This window comes from Allobosea thiooxidans (assembly GCF_900168195.1).
In the GTDB taxonomy this organism is placed as follows: Bacteria; Pseudomonadota; Alphaproteobacteria; order Rhizobiales; family Beijerinckiaceae; genus Allobosea; species Allobosea thiooxidans.
Window position 1 is genome coordinate 140,675 of record NZ_FUYX01000004.1, and the last position, 14,989, is coordinate 155,663.

At 68.9% G+C, this 14,989-nt stretch carries 11 protein-coding genes; 6 read left to right on the forward strand and 5 right to left on the reverse strand.

Annotated elements, in window-relative coordinates; translation table 11 throughout:
- Positions 1-35: 35 nt before the first annotated feature.
- The 4 genes from B5Y19_RS08905 to B5Y19_RS08920 form a co-directional block, all read right to left on the reverse strand.
- Complete coding sequence (locus tag B5Y19_RS08905; protein ID WP_055727646.1) at positions 36-2,237, reverse strand: 3-hydroxyacyl-CoA dehydrogenase NAD-binding domain-containing protein; 2,202 nt, start codon at positions 2,235-2,237, stop codon at positions 36-38.
- A gap of 23 nt (positions 2,238-2,260) precedes the next feature.
- Entirely contained in the window at positions 2,261-3,469 is a 1,209-nt protein-coding gene (locus B5Y19_RS08910) for an acetyl-CoA C-acetyltransferase (RefSeq protein WP_055727645.1), read from the reverse strand.
- Positions 3,470-3,655: 186 nt separating this feature from the next.
- The gene (locus tag B5Y19_RS08915) at positions 3,656-5,452 is read right to left on the reverse strand and encodes an acyl-CoA dehydrogenase C-terminal domain-containing protein (RefSeq protein WP_055727644.1); all 1,797 of its coding nucleotides are present in this window, start codon (positions 5,450-5,452) and stop codon (positions 3,656-3,658) included.
- Positions 5,453-5,645: 193 nt separating this feature from the next.
- The gene (locus B5Y19_RS08920; RefSeq protein ID WP_244555538.1) at positions 5,646-6,101 is read right to left on the reverse strand and encodes a MerR family transcriptional regulator; all 456 of its coding nucleotides are present in this window, start codon (positions 6,099-6,101) and stop codon (positions 5,646-5,648) included.
- 368 nt (positions 6,102-6,469) lie between these two features.
- On the opposite strand from B5Y19_RS08920, the gene B5Y19_RS08925 reads away from it, so the two are divergent.
- The 3 genes from B5Y19_RS08925 to B5Y19_RS08935 all read left to right on the forward strand — a co-directional run bounded on the left by B5Y19_RS08925 (position 6,470) and on the right by B5Y19_RS08935 (position 11,653).
- On the forward strand, positions 6,470-9,775 hold the full coding sequence (locus tag B5Y19_RS08925; RefSeq protein WP_079591359.1) for an SEL1-like repeat protein: 3,306 nt from the start codon (positions 6,470-6,472) through the stop codon (positions 9,773-9,775).
- A 181-nt stretch (positions 9,776-9,956) separates the two neighbouring features.
- Complete coding sequence (locus B5Y19_RS08930) at positions 9,957-10,886, forward strand: sulfite exporter TauE/SafE family protein (protein ID WP_055730892.1); 930 nt, start codon at positions 9,957-9,959, stop codon at positions 10,884-10,886.
- Entirely contained in the window at positions 10,883-11,653 is a 771-nt protein-coding gene (locus B5Y19_RS08935) for a TIGR02186 family protein (RefSeq protein ID WP_055730891.1), read from the forward strand. The genes B5Y19_RS08930 and B5Y19_RS08935 overlap by 4 nt, the downstream gene beginning before the upstream one ends.
- Positions 11,654-11,694: 41 nt before the next feature.
- On the opposite strand, the gene B5Y19_RS08940 is transcribed toward B5Y19_RS08935, so the two are convergent.
- The gene (locus B5Y19_RS08940) at positions 11,695-12,942 is read right to left on the reverse strand and encodes a molybdopterin molybdotransferase MoeA (RefSeq protein ID WP_079591360.1); all 1,248 of its coding nucleotides are present in this window, start codon (positions 12,940-12,942) and stop codon (positions 11,695-11,697) included.
- A 181-nt stretch (positions 12,943-13,123) separates the two neighbouring features.
- Between B5Y19_RS08940 and B5Y19_RS08945 the strand changes: the two genes are divergently transcribed.
- The 3 genes from B5Y19_RS08945 to B5Y19_RS08955 all read left to right on the forward strand — a co-directional run bounded on the left by B5Y19_RS08945 (position 13,124) and on the right by B5Y19_RS08955 (position 14,979).
- Positions 13,124-13,351, forward strand: a complete 228-nt coding sequence (locus tag B5Y19_RS08945; RefSeq protein ID WP_055730889.1) for a sulfurtransferase TusA family protein — start codon at positions 13,124-13,126, stop codon at positions 13,349-13,351.
- Between the two features lie 28 nt (positions 13,352-13,379).
- Positions 13,380-14,495, forward strand: a complete 1,116-nt coding sequence (locus B5Y19_RS08950) for an Mrp/NBP35 family ATP-binding protein (RefSeq protein ID WP_055730888.1) — start codon at positions 13,380-13,382, stop codon at positions 14,493-14,495.
- A gap of 82 nt (positions 14,496-14,577) precedes the next feature.
- Positions 14,578-14,979: an SRPBCC family protein gene (locus B5Y19_RS08955; RefSeq protein WP_055730887.1), complete on the forward strand. Its 402-nt coding sequence runs from the start codon at positions 14,578-14,580 to the stop codon at positions 14,977-14,979.
- Positions 14,980-14,989: the final 10 nt, after the last annotated feature.

Below are 14,989 nucleotides of genomic sequence, written 5' to 3' on the forward strand. Positions count from 1 at the left end.
CCAGACAAACCGAAATGAGCACCGGAGCGTCTTGCTCAGGCCGCCTTCTTCTCCGCCGTGCCGTAGAAGCTCTCGCCGGTCTTGGCCATGCGCTTCAGCAGCCGGTTCGGCTTGAAGCGCTCGCCATGGGCCTTGGCCAGCTTCTCGCAGAGCTTCACGAAGACGGCCGCGCCCATATTGTCGATATAGGAGAGCGTGCCGCCCGAGAACGGCGCGAAGCCGAAGCCGATGATCGAGCCGACATCGGCCTCGCGCGGATCGGTGACCACGCCCTCCTCATAGGTGCGCGCAGCTTCGAGTGCCTGCGTCACCAGCAGGCGGTGCTTCAGCTCCTCCATGTCGACGCTGTCGGGATTAAGCTGCTTGCCGACGAGATCGGCGAGACCCGGCCAGAGCCGCTTCGGCCCAACTTCCGGATAGTCGTAGAAGCCCTTCCTGTTTTTGCGGCCGAGCCGGCCATGCTTCTCGACCATGTCGGCGAGCAGCTTCTCCTGCGCCGGATCGACAGCGCTCTCGCCGAGCTGGGCTTTCGTGGCCTTCAGCACCTTGTAGGCGAGGTCGACCGCGACCTCGTCATTGAGCGAGAGCGGGCCGACCGGCATGCCGGCCTGCTTGCCGGCGGCCTCGATCATCGCCGGCGGCACGCCCTCCATCAGCATCAGATGGCCTTCGCGGATATAGTTGCCGACGCAGCGATTGGCGTAGAAGCCGCGGGTGTCGTTGACGACGATCGGCGTCTTCTTGATGGCGCGGACATAGTCCAGCGCCATGGCGAGCGCCTTCTTGCCGGTCTTCTTGGCCATGATGACCTCGACCAGCAGCATTTTCTCGACCGGCGAGAAGAAATGGATGCCGATGAAGTTCTTCGGCCGCTCGGAATGGGCGGCGAGGCCGGTGATCGGCAGCGTCGAGGTGTTGGAGCCGAAGATGGTCCGCGGGCCGACCACAGCCTCGACCTTGGCGATGACCTCGGCCTTGACCTTCGGGTCCTCGAACACGGCCTCGACGATCAGGTCGCAGCCCTTGAGATCGGCATAGTCGGCGGAAGCCTTGATCCGGCTGAGCAGCGCGTCGCGGTCCGCGGTCTTGGCACGGCCCTTCATGATCTGGTCGGAGACCAGCTTGTGCGAATAGGCCTTGCCCTTCTCGGCAGCCTCGACGTCCTTGTCGACCAGCACGACGTCGAGGCCGGCCAGCGCGGTGACATAGGCGATGCCGGCGCCCATGAAGCCCGCGCCGACGACGCCGACCTTCTTGAGTTTGGACGGCGGCACATCGGCCGGGCGGCGGGCGCCCTTGTTCAGCTCCTGCATCGAGACGAAGAGCGAGCGGATCATCGAAGCCGCCTCCTTCGTCCGCAGAATCTTGGCGAAGTAGCGGCTCTCGACCTTGAGCGCGAGGTCGATCGGCAGCTGCAGCCCCTCATAGACGGCCGAGAGGATGGCGCGGGCGGCCGGATAGTTGTCGTTGGTCTCGCGGCGATAGATCGCGTTGGCCGGCGGCCAGATCTGCATGCCGGCCGGCGAATGCACCTTGTTGGAGGGCAGCTTGAAGCCCTTCTGGTCCCAGGGCTGCGTCGCCTGCGGATTGGCCTTGAGCCAGTCCTTGGCGTTCTGGACGATATCGGCGCGCGGCAGGACGGCATGGACGAGGCCGGAATTGCGTGCCGGCAGCGACTTCATCTGCTCGCCCTTGAACATCATCTGGAGCGCGTCGCCGGTCTGCATCAGCCGCGCCACGCGCTGGGTGCCGCCGGCGCCGGGGAAGAGCCCGACCTTGATCTCGGGCAGGCCGACGCGGGTCGAAGCATCGTCGGAGACGACGCGATACTGGCAGGCGAGCGAGAGTTCGAAGGCACCGCCGAGGCAGACGCCGTGGATCGCAGCGGCGAAGGGTTTTCCGCAGGTCTCGAGCTTGCGGTAGAGTTGGCTGAGCTTGCGGCTCTCGTCGAAGAAGCTCTGCAGCGCGACCTGCTCGCCCTTTTCCTTGGCAAGCTTCACATAGAGATCGCGCAGGCCCTGGAGCATGGTGAGGTCGGCGCCGCCGGAGAAGCTCTCCTTGCCGGAGGTGACGACGCAACCCTTGATCGCCTCGTCAGCGGCGACCTTGTCGACGATCCGGTTCAGCTCTTCCATCACCTCGGGGGTGATGACGTTCATCGAGCGGCCGGGCATGTCCCAGGTCGCCACCGCAATGCCGTCGGCGTCGGTCTCGAAGCGGAAATTGGTGAGGTTCATGATCTCTCTCCCTGCCCTTCCGCTCAGACGCGCTCGATGATGGTGGCGACGCCCATGCCGACGGCGACACAGAGCGTCACCAGCGCGGTCTGCTTGTCCTGACGCTCCAGCTCGTCGAGCACGGTGCCGAGCACCATCGCGCCGGTCGCGCCGAGCGGATGGCCCATGGCGATGGCGCCGCCATTGACGTTGAGGATGGCGTCATCGATGTCGAGCGCCTGCTGGTAGCGCAGCACGACCGAGGAAAACGCCTCGTTCAGCTCGAAAAGGTCGATGTCCCTGGTGGTCATGCCCGCCTTCTTCAGGACGCGCTCGGTGACGTCGATCGGGCCGGTCAGCATCAGCGCGAGATCCGAACCGAGCGTGGCGAAGGCCTTGATGCGGGCGCGGGGCTTCAGGCCCGCAGCCTTGCCGGCCCGCTTCGAGCCGACGAGCACGGCAGCGGCACCGTCGACGATGCCGGAGGAATTACCGGCGTGATGGACGTGGTTGATGAACTCGACATCGGGATGTGCGGCGGTCGCGACCGCATCGAAGCCACCCATCTCGCCCATCTGGACGAAGGAAGGCTTCAGCGCCGCCAGCGCCTGCATGTTGGCGTCGGGTCGAATGGTCTCGTCATGGTCGAGGATGGTGAGGCCGTTGACATCGGTGACCGGGATCACCGAGTTCTTGAAGCGACCCTCCTTCCAGGCCTGAGCGGCCCGCTGGTGCGAGCGCACGGCGAAGGCGTCGACGTCGTCACGCGAGAAGCCGTATTTCGTCGCGATCAGATCGGCCGAGACGCCCTGCGGCATGAAATAGGTATCGATCGCGACGCTGGGATCGACCGCGATGCCGAAGCCGGAGGCGCCCATGCCGACGCGCGACATGGATTCGACGCCGCCGCCGATCGCCATCTCCTTCTGGCCGGACATGACCTGCGCCGCGGCGAGGTTCACCGCATCCAGGCCCGAGGCGCAGAAGCGGTTGATCTGCACGCCCGGCACTTCCTTGCCATAGCCGGCCTTGAGCGCGACGGTGCGGGCGATGTCGGCGGCGGCCTCGCCGACCGGATCGACGCAGCCCATGACCACGTCCTCGACGAGGAGCGGGTCGAGGTTGCTGCGGTCCTTGATGGCGCGGAGTGCCTGGGTGCCGAGCTCGATCGCCGTGACTTCGTGGAGCGAGCCGTCCGCCTTGCCCTTGCCGCGCGGCGTGCGGACGTGATCGTAGATGAATGCGTCTGCCATGGGGGCCTCCCGGGCGTGCCGCAGCAAGCGGCCGTCTTGTCTGGAAACTCAGCCCTCATCCTGAGGAGCGCTTCCATCGGAAGCGCGTCTCGAAGGATGCTCCAGAAGGTGCTTCCTTCGCAAACTGGATCATCCTTCGAGACGCCGCGTTCCGCGGCTCCTCAGGATGAGGGCTGAGCAGGTTGGTCAGAACTGCTCAGGCGCCAGCGCCATGGTCGTGTCGGCGCCCGCCGTGATCCGCGCGAGGTGGGCGGCGGTCTCCGGCAGGGTGCGCTCCATGAAGAAGCGCGCCGTCACCAGCTTGGCGTTCATCCGCTCGGTCGCGCCGTCGGCGCCGGCCTTGAGCTTCTCCTGCGCGGCCTTGGCCATCTTCGCCCACATGTAGCCGAGCGAGACCAGGCCGAGCAGGTGCATGAAGTCGCTCGCGCCGGCGCCCGCATTGTCGGGCTTGGCGAGCGCGTTGTTCATGAACCACATCGCCGCCTGCTGCAGGTGGCCCAAAGAGACCTGGAGGGGCCCGAGCAGAGGCTTCAGCGCCTCGTTCTCGGCGTTCTCCTTCATGAAGCCGCCGACCTCGTTGAAGAAGGCCATGATGGCGCGGCCGCCGTCGCGGCCAAGCTTGCGGCCGACGAGGTCCATCGCCTGCACGCCGTTGGCGCCCTCGTAGATCATGGCGATGCGGGCATCACGCACGAACTGCTCGACGCCGGTCTCAGCGATGTAGCCGTGGCCGCCGAACATCTGCTGGGCCTTCACGGCGTTGTCGAAGCCGATATCGGTGAGCACGCCCTTGAGCACCGGCGTCATCAGGCCGAGCTGGTCGTCGGCCGCCTGGCGCTCGGCCGCATCGCCGGAGCGATGGGCGATGTCGGATTGCAGCGCGTTCCAGAGCACGAAAGCGCGGGCCGCCTCGTTGAACGCCTTGATCGACATCAGCGTGCGGCGGACATCGGGATGGACGATGATCGGATCGGCCGGGCCGGCTGCGTTCTTCGGGCCGGTCAGCGCGCGGCCCTGCAGGCGCTCCTTGGCGTAGACGACCGCGTTCTGATAGGCGACCTCGGACTGGGCGAGCCCCTGGATCGCGACGCCGAGGCGGGCCTCGTTCATCATCACGAACATGGCGTTGAGGCCCTTGTTCTCGGCGCCGACGAGCCAGCCCTGCGCGCCGTCATAGTTCATGACGCAGGTGGCGTTGCCGTGGATGCCCATCTTGTGCTCGATCGAGCCGCAGGAGACGTGGTTGTTCTCTCCGACCGAGCCATCCCCGCCGATCTTGTTGCGCGGCACGACGAAGAGCGAGATGCCCTTGGTGCCGGCCGGCGCCCCCTCGATGCGGGCAAGCACGAGGTGAATGATGTTCTCGGTGATGTCCTGCTCGCCGGCCGAAATGAAGATCTTCGTGCCGGTGATGGCGTAGGAGCCGTCGCCATTCGGCACGGCCTTGGTCTTGAGCAGGCCGAGATCGGTGCCGCAATGCGGCTCGGTCAGGTTCATCGTGCCCGACCATTTGCCCTCGATCATCTTCGGCAGATAGGCTCGCTTCTGCTCGTCCGAGCCGTGGACATAGAGCGCGGCGAGCGCGCCCATGGTCAGGCCGGGATACATGGCGAAGGCCATGTTCGCGGCGGAAGCGTATTCGTTCATCACGGCGCCGAGCGTATAGGGCAGGCCCTGGCCGCCATATTCCGGGTCCATGGCGAGACCGATCCAGCCACCGCCGGCATAGGCCTCATAGGCCTCCTTGAAGCCCTTCGGCGTGGTCACGCTGCCATCGGCGTTGCGGGTGCAACCCTCCTGGTCACCGGAATGGTTGAGCGGCTGGAGAACCTCCTCGCAGAGCCTGGCGCCCTCGCCGAGCACGGCCTCGATCACGTCCGCGCTCGCATCGGCGAAGCCCGGCAGGTTGTTGTAGCGCTCGATGTTGAAAACGTCGTTGAGCAGGAAAAGCGTATCGTCGACGGGCGCCTTGTAGACCGGCATCGTGGTCCTCCCTCTCCTCGTCGGGCAGCCGCTCAGTCACGTGGCCGCCACTAGATAGTTCATATATAAACAATCTAGTCGGACTTGCAACCATAGCGCAGGACTTTGTCGCGAGGCTGACGATCACTCGGCGGGGCGCAACAAAAAACCCCGGCGAAGCCGGGGTTTTAAAAGCCGTAGCGGCCGTCCGGCCTCAGGCCTTGGGCATACGCGCCAGCGAGGCTTCGAGCTCAGCGATCGCGCTCTCGATCTCGGCGCGCTGGCTGCGGAGCAGATCGAGCTGCTCGACGATCTGGTCGCGGCTGAGCTGGAGCCCGCCCACCGAGGTGGCCTTGGCGCCGGAAGCGCTCTTTGCCTCTTCGTTGGCAAGCATGGCGCGGATCTCGACCAGGGTGAAGCCGAGCTGCTTGCCCTTCAGGATCAGCGCGAGGCGGGCGCGGTCACGGGCGGAATAGATCCGCGTCATGCCGGAGCGTGCCGGGGCAAGCAGGCCGCGCGATTCGTAGAAGCGGAGCGTGCGGAGCGTCACTCCGAAGTCGCGGGCGAGATCGCTGATGGAAAATTCGCCGTCGGCTTCGGTTTCGGCCGGCGAGGCGGCTGTGCGCGCTTCCTGAGTCGAAGCAACCATAGCGAGGCTGTGGCGTGACATGGAGGCTTGTATCCTTCGAGAACGTCGAATGGGAATTCGAATCGCCGATCCTCTGCCGGCGTCGATCGATAAACTCGAAATAGGATACCTGCTCTCGTTGCGTCAGGTAATGTGACCTTTTGCCAGGGTAAGTTACCGTTACGCCCCCCTCCCCACCCGCCTTCCCATGCGTCATTCGGGAAAAATTAACGGTCGCCGGCCCGATTCTTAACTCGCTGTTTACCATGCCGGCCAAATGTCGGAGGCGCGCATCGGCGTCGTGGCTGCCTCAACGCTATTTTCACGACTTGCCAAGGTTCGCGCGGAGGGCAGCGGCATCAGGGGGCTGCGCCCGCCGTGAAGGTAGGGCCCCGTAGGCGAGCGAGAACATGGCCAACAGCTTGCCCTGGAGCGTCAAGGGCGTCGATCCCCGGACGCGCGATGCGGCGAAGGCAGCGGCCCGGCGTGCCGGCATGACGCTCGGCGCATGGCTCGACCACAAGATCCGCGACGAAGGCGAGGCCCCCGAAGCGGCCCCCGCCAGGCCCGAGCAGCTCGACATCGCCGGCCTTTCCGAACGGCTCGCCCGGCTCTCGCAGGGGCAGACGGAGACCGCGCCGCGCAGCTTCGCGCCCGGGCCCTCGCGCGCCGAGCTGGAAAGCTTCGTCAACCAGGCCGCCGCCATGGAGCGCATGACCCGCGAAGCGAGCAGCCGCACCGCCGGCGCGCTGGACTCGATCGCCCGCTGGATCGAGAAGACCGAGGATCGTCTGTCGTCGAGCGAGCGTGGCGCCGCCGAGCGGCAGGAGCGCGCGACCGGCGTGATCGCCGAAGCGATCAAGACCATGGGCGAGCGGATCGCCGAGATCGAGCGCCGCAGCCAGGAAACCAGTCACAGCCGTGCCGAGCCGACCGCGCGCCTCGCCTTCAACCGCGAAGGGCTGGCGGCCGCCGTCACCGATATCCGTACGCGCCAGCGGGTGCTCGACAGCGACGAGACGCCCGCATCGCGCCCGGCCGTCGGGCCCGAGCGCCTCTCGGCGCTGCGCGAGGATCTGCGCGAGCTCGGCTCACGGCTCGCCTCCGAAGGCCGGCGCCCGGCGCAGGGACAGCGCCCTGCCGCCCCGTTCCGCCAGGCAGAGGTCGGCAATCTCGAAAACCGGATCGCCGATCTGGCCGACCGTCTCGACCGCTTCGACCGGCGCGACAGCTTCGAGCCGTTGCTCAAGCCGCTGGCGCGAATCGAGGCCGAGGTATCGCGGCTTTCCCAGGATCGCGCCGGCGACGGCTATCAGCGCTTCCAGCTGGAGATCGCGCATCTCGCCGCCAAGGTCGAGGCGCTCACCACGCGCGGAGGCGAGGCCGCGAATCTCACGCCGGTGCTGCGCGACATCGCGGAGCTGCGCGAGATCATCGCCGCCGGCGGCCAGGACCGCAGGCTCGACGAGCTCGCCCAGCAGGTCGCCTCGCTCGGCTTCGAGGTCGGGCGCCTGCGCGAAGCCCAGCCCGACACGCGTGAACTCGGCCATCTCGCCGCCGCGATCGAGGACATTCGCGGCGCCGTGCTCTCGGGCCGCGGCCGTGACTTCGAGGCGGGGCCCCTCGCCGCCCTCGCATCCCAGATCGAGGCGTTGTCCTACAAGTTCGACGACATCGCGACCCAGCGCCCCAGCCATCATCTCGAGGAGCGGATCGACGCCCTGCAGCAGCGGATCGAGATCCTCGCCGAACAGGGTCCGTCGGCCGTCACGCGCCAGATCGAGGCGCTGGCGGGCCGCATCGAGAGCCTCTCCGCCTCGAGCCAGCTGACTCGCATGGTCGGCGCCGGCGAAAACGGGCTCGACCTCGGCCCGATCGAGCACATGCTGGGCCGCCTCGCCGACAAGATCGACGAGGCCGGCGCGCCCGGAGCGAGCTCGGAATCCTTCGAGGCGCTGGAGCAGCAGATCTCCGGCATCGCCGCCCGCCTCGACGAGGCGGCGGCGACGCGCTCGGCCGAACACGGCATCGAACGCACGCTGCAGGACCTCGTCGTCCATCTGCGCTCGATGCGCGAGGAGACGGCGGCCGAGCGCGCCGCGCTCGTCCAGGCGGCCAGCACCTCCACCCCGGGCAAGAGCATCGCCGAGCTGTCGAGCCTGATGACCGGGCTGCGCGACACCCATGTCTCGTCCGAACGCCAGACGCAGGATGCGCTTGGCGCCGTCCATCTCTCGCTGGAAGCGATCATGGCTCGGCTTTCCGGCCTCGAGGCCGAGTTGCAGGGCGAGCGCCGGAACGCCCCCTCGCGCCCGGCTCCTGCAGCCCGCGTCGAGGAGAAGCCGGCCCGGACCGTCCTGGCGGCCACGGCCCGCGACGGCGGTGCGCCGGTGAGCGCTGCCGCGCAGGACCGTTTCGCTGCCCCGCTCGGCGAGGCCGGCCGCACTGAGGCGCCCGCGCCGCTACCCTCGGCTGCCTTCGACCTGCCGCTGGAGCCCGGCTCCGGCCGGCCGCGCACGGAGACCACCTCCGCCGGACAGGACGCGCAATCGGTGCGCCAGAGCCTGATCGCCGCGGCCAGGCGCTCGGCCAAGGCCGCCAGCGAAGCAGCGGCGGCACCGACGACCGCGACGGAAGCGCCGGCCAAGGGCGGCAGCCGGCTCAAGGACATCCTGGAGAAGCGCAAGCGGCCGCTCCTGCTCGGCCTCGCCGCCCTGATCCTGGCCATGGGCACTGCCCATCTGGTGACCGGCGCCCTGCGCGGCGACGGCGCCAAGACCGCCAGCAGCGAGAGCCGCAACCTGGTCGCACCGCCGGCGCCCCAGCCGGAGGCGCCGGCCGAGCCGGCGCAGGTCCCCGCCAAGGACCAGTCATCGGCGCTGACGCCGGCGCCGCAGGCTCCCGTAGCGGAGCCGACGCCGCCCCCCGCCGCTCCCGAGCAGACGGCGATGGCGCCGGCTGCACCCGTAGCGGCGGAAGCGCCGGCATCGGCCACTCCGGAGCCGGTCCAGCCCGTCACCGGCATCGGCGATCTCCCGGCCGGCTTCGGCAGCGCCGGGCTGCGCAAGGCGGCGCTCGACGGCGATGCCCGCGCGGTCTACGAGCTGGCGAGCCGCGCGGCTGACGGCCCGGCCGCCCAGCGCGACGCCAAGCTCGCCCTGCGCCTGTTCGAGCGCGCCGCCGTGGCCGGGCTCGCGCCCGCGCAGTTCCGCGTCGGCAACATGTTCGAGAAGGGCATCGGCACTCAGCGCGATCTCTCGCTCGCGCGCATCTGGTACCAGCGCGCCGCCGAGCGCGGCAACGCCAAGGCGATGCACAACCTCGCCGTGCTGCATGCCGAGGGCGTCAACGGCAAGCCGGACTACGCCACCGCGACCGAGTGGTTCCGGCGTGCCGCCGAGCTCGGCGTGCGCGACAGCCAGTTCAACCTCGCCGTCCTGCTCGGGCGGGGCCTGGGTGCGCCGACCGACCTCGCCAAATCCTATCTCTGGTTCTCCGTCGCGGCCGACCAGGGCGACACCGACGCGGCGCGCAAGCGCGACGAGGTGGCGCAACGCCTGAAGCCCGAGGAGCTGACCAGCGTCCGGACCCAGGCCGCGAGCTGGAAGCCGAAGACGCTCGACACCGGGGCGAACGAGGTCGCAGCCCCCGCCAAGGGCTGGGACGCGGGACCGACGGCAGCCGCCGCCAAGCCGGCGAAGCCGGCGCGGAGCTGAGCCGAGCCGCGCACCCGTCATGCTTTCGACGTGTTGACGCGGCAAGGAGAACGATAGTTTCTTACGGACGGGCCGGTGACGGCCCGTCTTCCATTTCAACAGCTTGCTTTAACCCGGGCAGCCTAGCCTGGGACAAATCGGCGCAAGCGACAGCTCATGCGCCGGCCTGCGAGGGGTAAGAGTGCAGATCTATCTGCCGATCGCCGAGCTTCCGATCAGCGTGCTGACGGTGCTCGGGCTGAGCGGGGCCGTGGGCTTCATCTCGGGGCTGTTCGGCGTCGGCGGGGGCTTCCTGCTGACACCGCTGCTGATCTTCCTCGACATTCCGCCGGCGGTGGCCGTCGCCACGGTGGCCGCGCAGGTCGCCGGCTCCTCGATGACCGGCGTGCTCACCTATCTGCGCCGCAAGGCGCTCGACCTCAAGCTCGGCGGCGTGCTGGTCACCGGCGGCATCGTCGGCACCGTGCTCGGCGTGCTGTTCTTCAACGCCATGCGGCGGCTCGGCCAGCTCGAGCTCGTCATCACCCTGTCCTATGTCACGCTGTTCTCGATCATCGGCGGGCTGATGCTCTACGACGCGCTGCGCGCGATGCTGCGCGTCCGCGCCGGCAAGCCGGCACGGCTGAAGCGGCGTGGCGGCATGCATCCCTGGTGGATGGGCCTGCCGTTCCGGCAGCGCTTCTATCGCTCCGGCCTCTATTGCAGCGTCCTGCCGATCGCGCTGCTCGCCATCGTCATCGGCTTCATCGGCGCGGTGCTCGGCGTCGGCGGCGGCTTCATCCTGGTGCCCGGCCTGATCTATTTCTTCCGGATCCCGCCGGCCGTCGTGGTCGGTACCTCGCTCTTCCAGATCCTGGTGACGATGACCGGCGCGACGGTGCTTCACGCCGTCACGAACCAGTCGGTCGACATCGTGCTGGCCGTCCTGCTGCTGCTCGGCGGCGTGATCGGCGCCCAATTCGGCGGCCGGGCCGCCCGCAACCTCAATGTCGAATCCTTCCGCCTGCTGCTGGCGCTGCTGATCCTCTCGGTCGGCCTGCGCTTCGCGATCGAGCTGTTCATCCCGCCGAACGAGCCGTTCTCGGTGGTCGTGCCGGAGAGCGCACGATGAAGCGGCTCCTCGTCCTCCTCGCCCTGCTGGCCGCCGGGCTCTGCCCGGCCGGCGCCCGCGCCGAAGCGCTGATCGCGGCGATGTCGAGTCATCAGATCCAGATCACCTCGAACTACACCGGCAGCCAGCTTACCGTATTCGGCCTGGTCGAGCGCGACGGGCGCACGGTCGCGCGCGGCGATCCCTACGACATCATCATCACGGTCCGCGGGCCGCGGCGCATGCTGCTGGTCCGCGAGAAGGAGCGGCTCGGCCCGATCTGGATCAACCGGACGCAGCGGCGCTTCCCCGACAACCCGGTGTTCCTGCTCGTCGCCAGCAACCGGCCGATCAGCGAGATGATGAGCCTGGAGACGGCCCAGCGCGACCGCATCGGCCTCGCCAATGCCGAGCGGCCCTCCGGAAGCTGGGTCGATCTCGACCCCAGCTCGCGCCGCTTCCGCGAAAGCCTGGTCAGGATCATGCAGGCCAAGGACCTGTACGGCTATGCGGAGCGGGGCGTCACCTTCCTGTCCAACGCCCTGTTCAGCGCGCCGGTCGAGATTCCTGCCACGGCGCCGACTGGCTCCTACACCGTCGACATCGTGCTCTATTCCGGCGGCGTGCCACTGGCCCGGCAGCAGACCAATTTCGAGGTGATCAAAACCGGAATCGAGCAGCGGCTGGCCTCCGGCGCCTATGACTGGGCACTGCTCTACGGCCTGGCGACCGTCCTGCTGGCGCTGTTCCTGGGCTGGGGAGCAAGCGTGATCTTCCGGCGCGACTAGGGCCGAACCCGGTCTATTCGCGCCCAGCGGTGGAACGGGCGCTAGCCGAGCAGATCGGCATGGGAAAGGAAGGGTGCGCTATCCCCCTCCTCCACCTGCTCGATGGCCTCCGCGAGCACGACCAGCCCGTCCGACTGGGCGAGCGAGGCGAGCGAGCCCGCGCCCTCGCCCCGGTGCTTGCGGGCCAGAACCGTTCCGTCGGCCGCCCGCTCCAGCGACACGCGCAGGAACTCGCACCGGCCGGCCTTCTTGCGATGGGCAAAGCCCAGCGTCACGGGCAGCGCGACGGGCGGCTCGTAGACCGCGCCGGCGAGCCGCGCCAGCAGGCGCCGGGCGATGAAGGCGAAGCCGATGAAGACGGCGACGGGGTTGCCCGGCAGGCCAACGAAGGGCGTCCCAGCGACGCGGCCGACGGCGATCGGCTTGCCCGGCTTGATCGCGACCCGCCAGAGGTCGAGCGCACCGCCGGCCTCGACAGCCGCCCGGACATGGTCCGCCTCCCCGACCGAGACACCGCCGGAGGTGACGACGAGATCGCAGGCGCCGGCGGCCTCACGCAGGCGCTTCTCCAGGCCTTCGGCCTCGTCGCGCAGGATGCCGAGATCGGCGACCTCGGCGCCCGCCCTCTCGAACAGGGCACGCAGCATCGCCCGGTTGGTGTCGTAGATCGCGGCCGGGCCGAGCGCCTCGCCGGGCTCGGCCAGCTCGTCGCCGGTCGAGAACAGGGCGACGCGCGGGCGCGGGCGCACGCCAATACGCGCCAGGCCGAGCGCCGCCAGCAGGCCCAGATCCTGGGGACGCAGGCGCCGCCCGGCCGGCAGGACAACCTGGCCGCGCGCCACATCCTCCCCGGCCAGACGCAGATTGGCTCCCGGCTCGATCTCAGCCGGCAGGATGACGGCCCCGCCCTCGATCCGGACGTCCTCCTGCATCACGACGGTATCGGCGCCGGCCGGGACCGGAGCTCCGGTGAAGATGCGCCAGGCACCGCGCCCCAGCGCGGCCGGCGGCGCCTCTCCCGCCGCGCTGCGGCCGAGCAGGGGCAGCCTGGTCTGCCGCCCCGGTGTGAGATCGGCGAAGCGGATGGCATAGCCGTCCACGGCGGAATTGGCGAAGGGCGGCAGATCGCGCGGAGCGACGACGCTCTCGGCCAGCACGTGCCCGTCGGCGCTCGCGAGCGGCAGCTCGAGCACACCGGCGATCGGAGCGACAAGCGCGGCAGCGCGCTCGCCCGCCTCGCCGAGGGAGATAAGGCTCGGTTCCGCCGGGCTTCCGCTCAGATGCGCCATGGCGCACCCCGCCTGCTCCGCTCTCCCGATCGCCTCACGACCCGGCACTCCTTCGCCACATCGCCCCTTCATCGTCGCCGCGCCGGAGCGGGTCAAGCGCCCTGCGGCATGGCGCCGGTTGCCCGCGCCCGAGCAGCCTCCTATGTAGCGCGTCAGGACAATGGCCCGGCGGGCAAAGACCATGGACAGCATTCCGCTCGATCTGCGCGGCCTGAAATGCCCGCTGCCGGTGCTGCGCGTACGCAAGGCCCTCGGCACCGCGCGCCCGGGGAGCCTGCTCGTCGTCCATTGCACGGACCCGATGGCCGCGATCGACCTGCCCAATCTGGCGCGCGAGACCGGCGACGCCATCGAGCACCAGGGCGATGCGGATGGCGCCCTCTTCTTCCATATCCGCAAGGCGAGCTAAGAAGCCTCAGCGACCGGAGTACAGCGACGTGACCGTTTCCAGAGCCGATGTGCTGCGCGCCCTCGAACTGGTGAAGTTGCCGGCGAGCGGGCAGTCGCTCGCCGCCTCCGGCCGCATCGGCGACATCCTGGTCGAAGGCGGCAAAGTGATCTTCGCCATCGGCATCGACGCCACCGAGGCCAGCGCGATGGAGCCGGTGCGCCGGGCGGCCGAGAGCGCCGTCGGCGGCCTGCCGGGCGTGACCCAGGTCCTCGTCGGCCTGACTGCCGACAAGGCGCCGCCATCCGCCGCCATGCAGGCCCGCCAGCAGGCGCAGCGGCCGGGACCCGGTGGCGCGCCGAAGCCGAGCGGCGTGCCCGGCGTGAAGCAGATCATCGCGGTCGCCAGCGGCAAGGGCGGCGTCGGCAAGTCGACCACCGCCGCCAACCTCGCCGTGGCGCTCTCGACGCTCGGCCTCAAGGTCGGCGTGCTCGATTCCGACATCTACGGGCCGTCCATGCCGAAGATCTTCGGCATCACCGGCAAGCCGCAGATCGTCTCCGGCCGGACGCTGGCGCCGATGGAAGCCTACGGGCTCAAGATCATGTCGATCGGCTTCCTCGTCGACGAGGAGACGCCGATGATCTGGCGCGGGCCGATGGTTATCTCTGCGATCACGCAGATGCTGCGCGAAGTGGCCTGGGGCGAGCTCGACGTGCTGGTCGTCGACATGCCGCCCGGCACCGGCGACGCACAGCTGACCATGGCCCAGCAGGTGCCGCTGGCCGGCGCCGTGATCGTCTCGACGCCGCAGGACCTCGCTCTGCTCGATGCGCGCCGCGGCGTCGCGATGTTCCGCAAGGTCGCCGTGCCGATCCTCGGGCTGGTCGAGAACATGAGCTACTTCATCTGCCCGGAATGCGGGCACCAGTCCGACATCTTCGCCCATGGCGGAGCGCGGCACGAGGCGGAGCGGCTCCATATCCCCTTCCTCGGCGAGATCCCGTTGGCCATGCCGATCCGCGAGACTTCAGACGGCGGCCGCCCGATCGTCGCCAGCGACCCGTCGAGCGCCCATGCCAAGGCCTATGTCGCGCTGGCGCGGCAGGTGCAGGCCGGCCTCGGCGGCGCCATGCGGGCGGCGCCACGCATCGTCATCGAATAGTCCGGGAACGGACGGCGAATACCAGGGCGCTTGACAGCGGGCCAATTTTGTTCTCTTTTTGTTCCGACAAGGAGAGAGGATCATGGCCGTCCAGCGCGCCCGCCATATCGGCATCGGCATCGATCGCCCGGTCGACGAGGTCTATGCCTTCCTGGCCGAGCCGGAGAATTTCCCGCGCTGGGCCGAGGGCCTCGGCCATAGCTTCAGCCATCTCGAGGGCATGATCTGGCGTGCCGAGACCCCGATGGGGCCGATGCGCGTCCTGTTCAGCGAGCCGAACAACCACGGCGTGCTCGACCATGCGGTGATCCCCGAGCATGGTGCGGCGATGCACAACCCGATGCGTGTCGTCGCCAATGGCGACGGCGCGGAACTGATCTTCACCCTGTTCCAGCGCGAGGGCATGTCGGACGACGAGATGGCCCGCGACGCAGCAATGGTGACCCGCGACCTCAAGGCACTGAAGGCGCTGCTGGAAGGTTGAAGAGGCCCGG

Coding starts and splice junctions, on each gene's coding strand:
- B5Y19_RS08925 (WP_079591359.1), top strand. CDS start 6,470: ATGGCCAACAGCTTGCCCTGGAGCGTCAAGGGCGTCGATCCCCGGACG.
- B5Y19_RS08940 (WP_079591360.1), bottom strand. CDS start 12,942: ATGGCGCATCTGAGCGGAAGCCCGGCGGAACCGAGCCTTATCTCCCTC.
- B5Y19_RS08955 (WP_055730887.1), top strand. CDS start 14,578: ATGGCCGTCCAGCGCGCCCGCCATATCGGCATCGGCATCGATCGCCCG.
- B5Y19_RS08905 (WP_055727646.1), bottom strand. CDS start 2,237: ATGAACCTCACCAATTTCCGCTTCGAGACCGACGCCGACGGCATTGCG.
- B5Y19_RS08935 (WP_055730891.1), top strand. CDS start 10,883: ATGAAGCGGCTCCTCGTCCTCCTCGCCCTGCTGGCCGCCGGGCTCTGC.
- B5Y19_RS08920 (WP_244555538.1), bottom strand. CDS start 6,101: ATGTCACGCCACAGCCTCGCTATGGTTGCTTCGACTCAGGAAGCGCGC.
- B5Y19_RS08945 (WP_055730889.1), top strand. CDS start 13,124: ATGGACAGCATTCCGCTCGATCTGCGCGGCCTGAAATGCCCGCTGCCG.
- B5Y19_RS08910 (WP_055727645.1), bottom strand. CDS start 3,469: ATGGCAGACGCATTCATCTACGATCACGTCCGCACGCCGCGCGGCAAG.
- B5Y19_RS08915 (WP_055727644.1), bottom strand. CDS start 5,452: ATGCCGGTCTACAAGGCGCCCGTCGACGATACGCTTTTCCTGCTCAAC.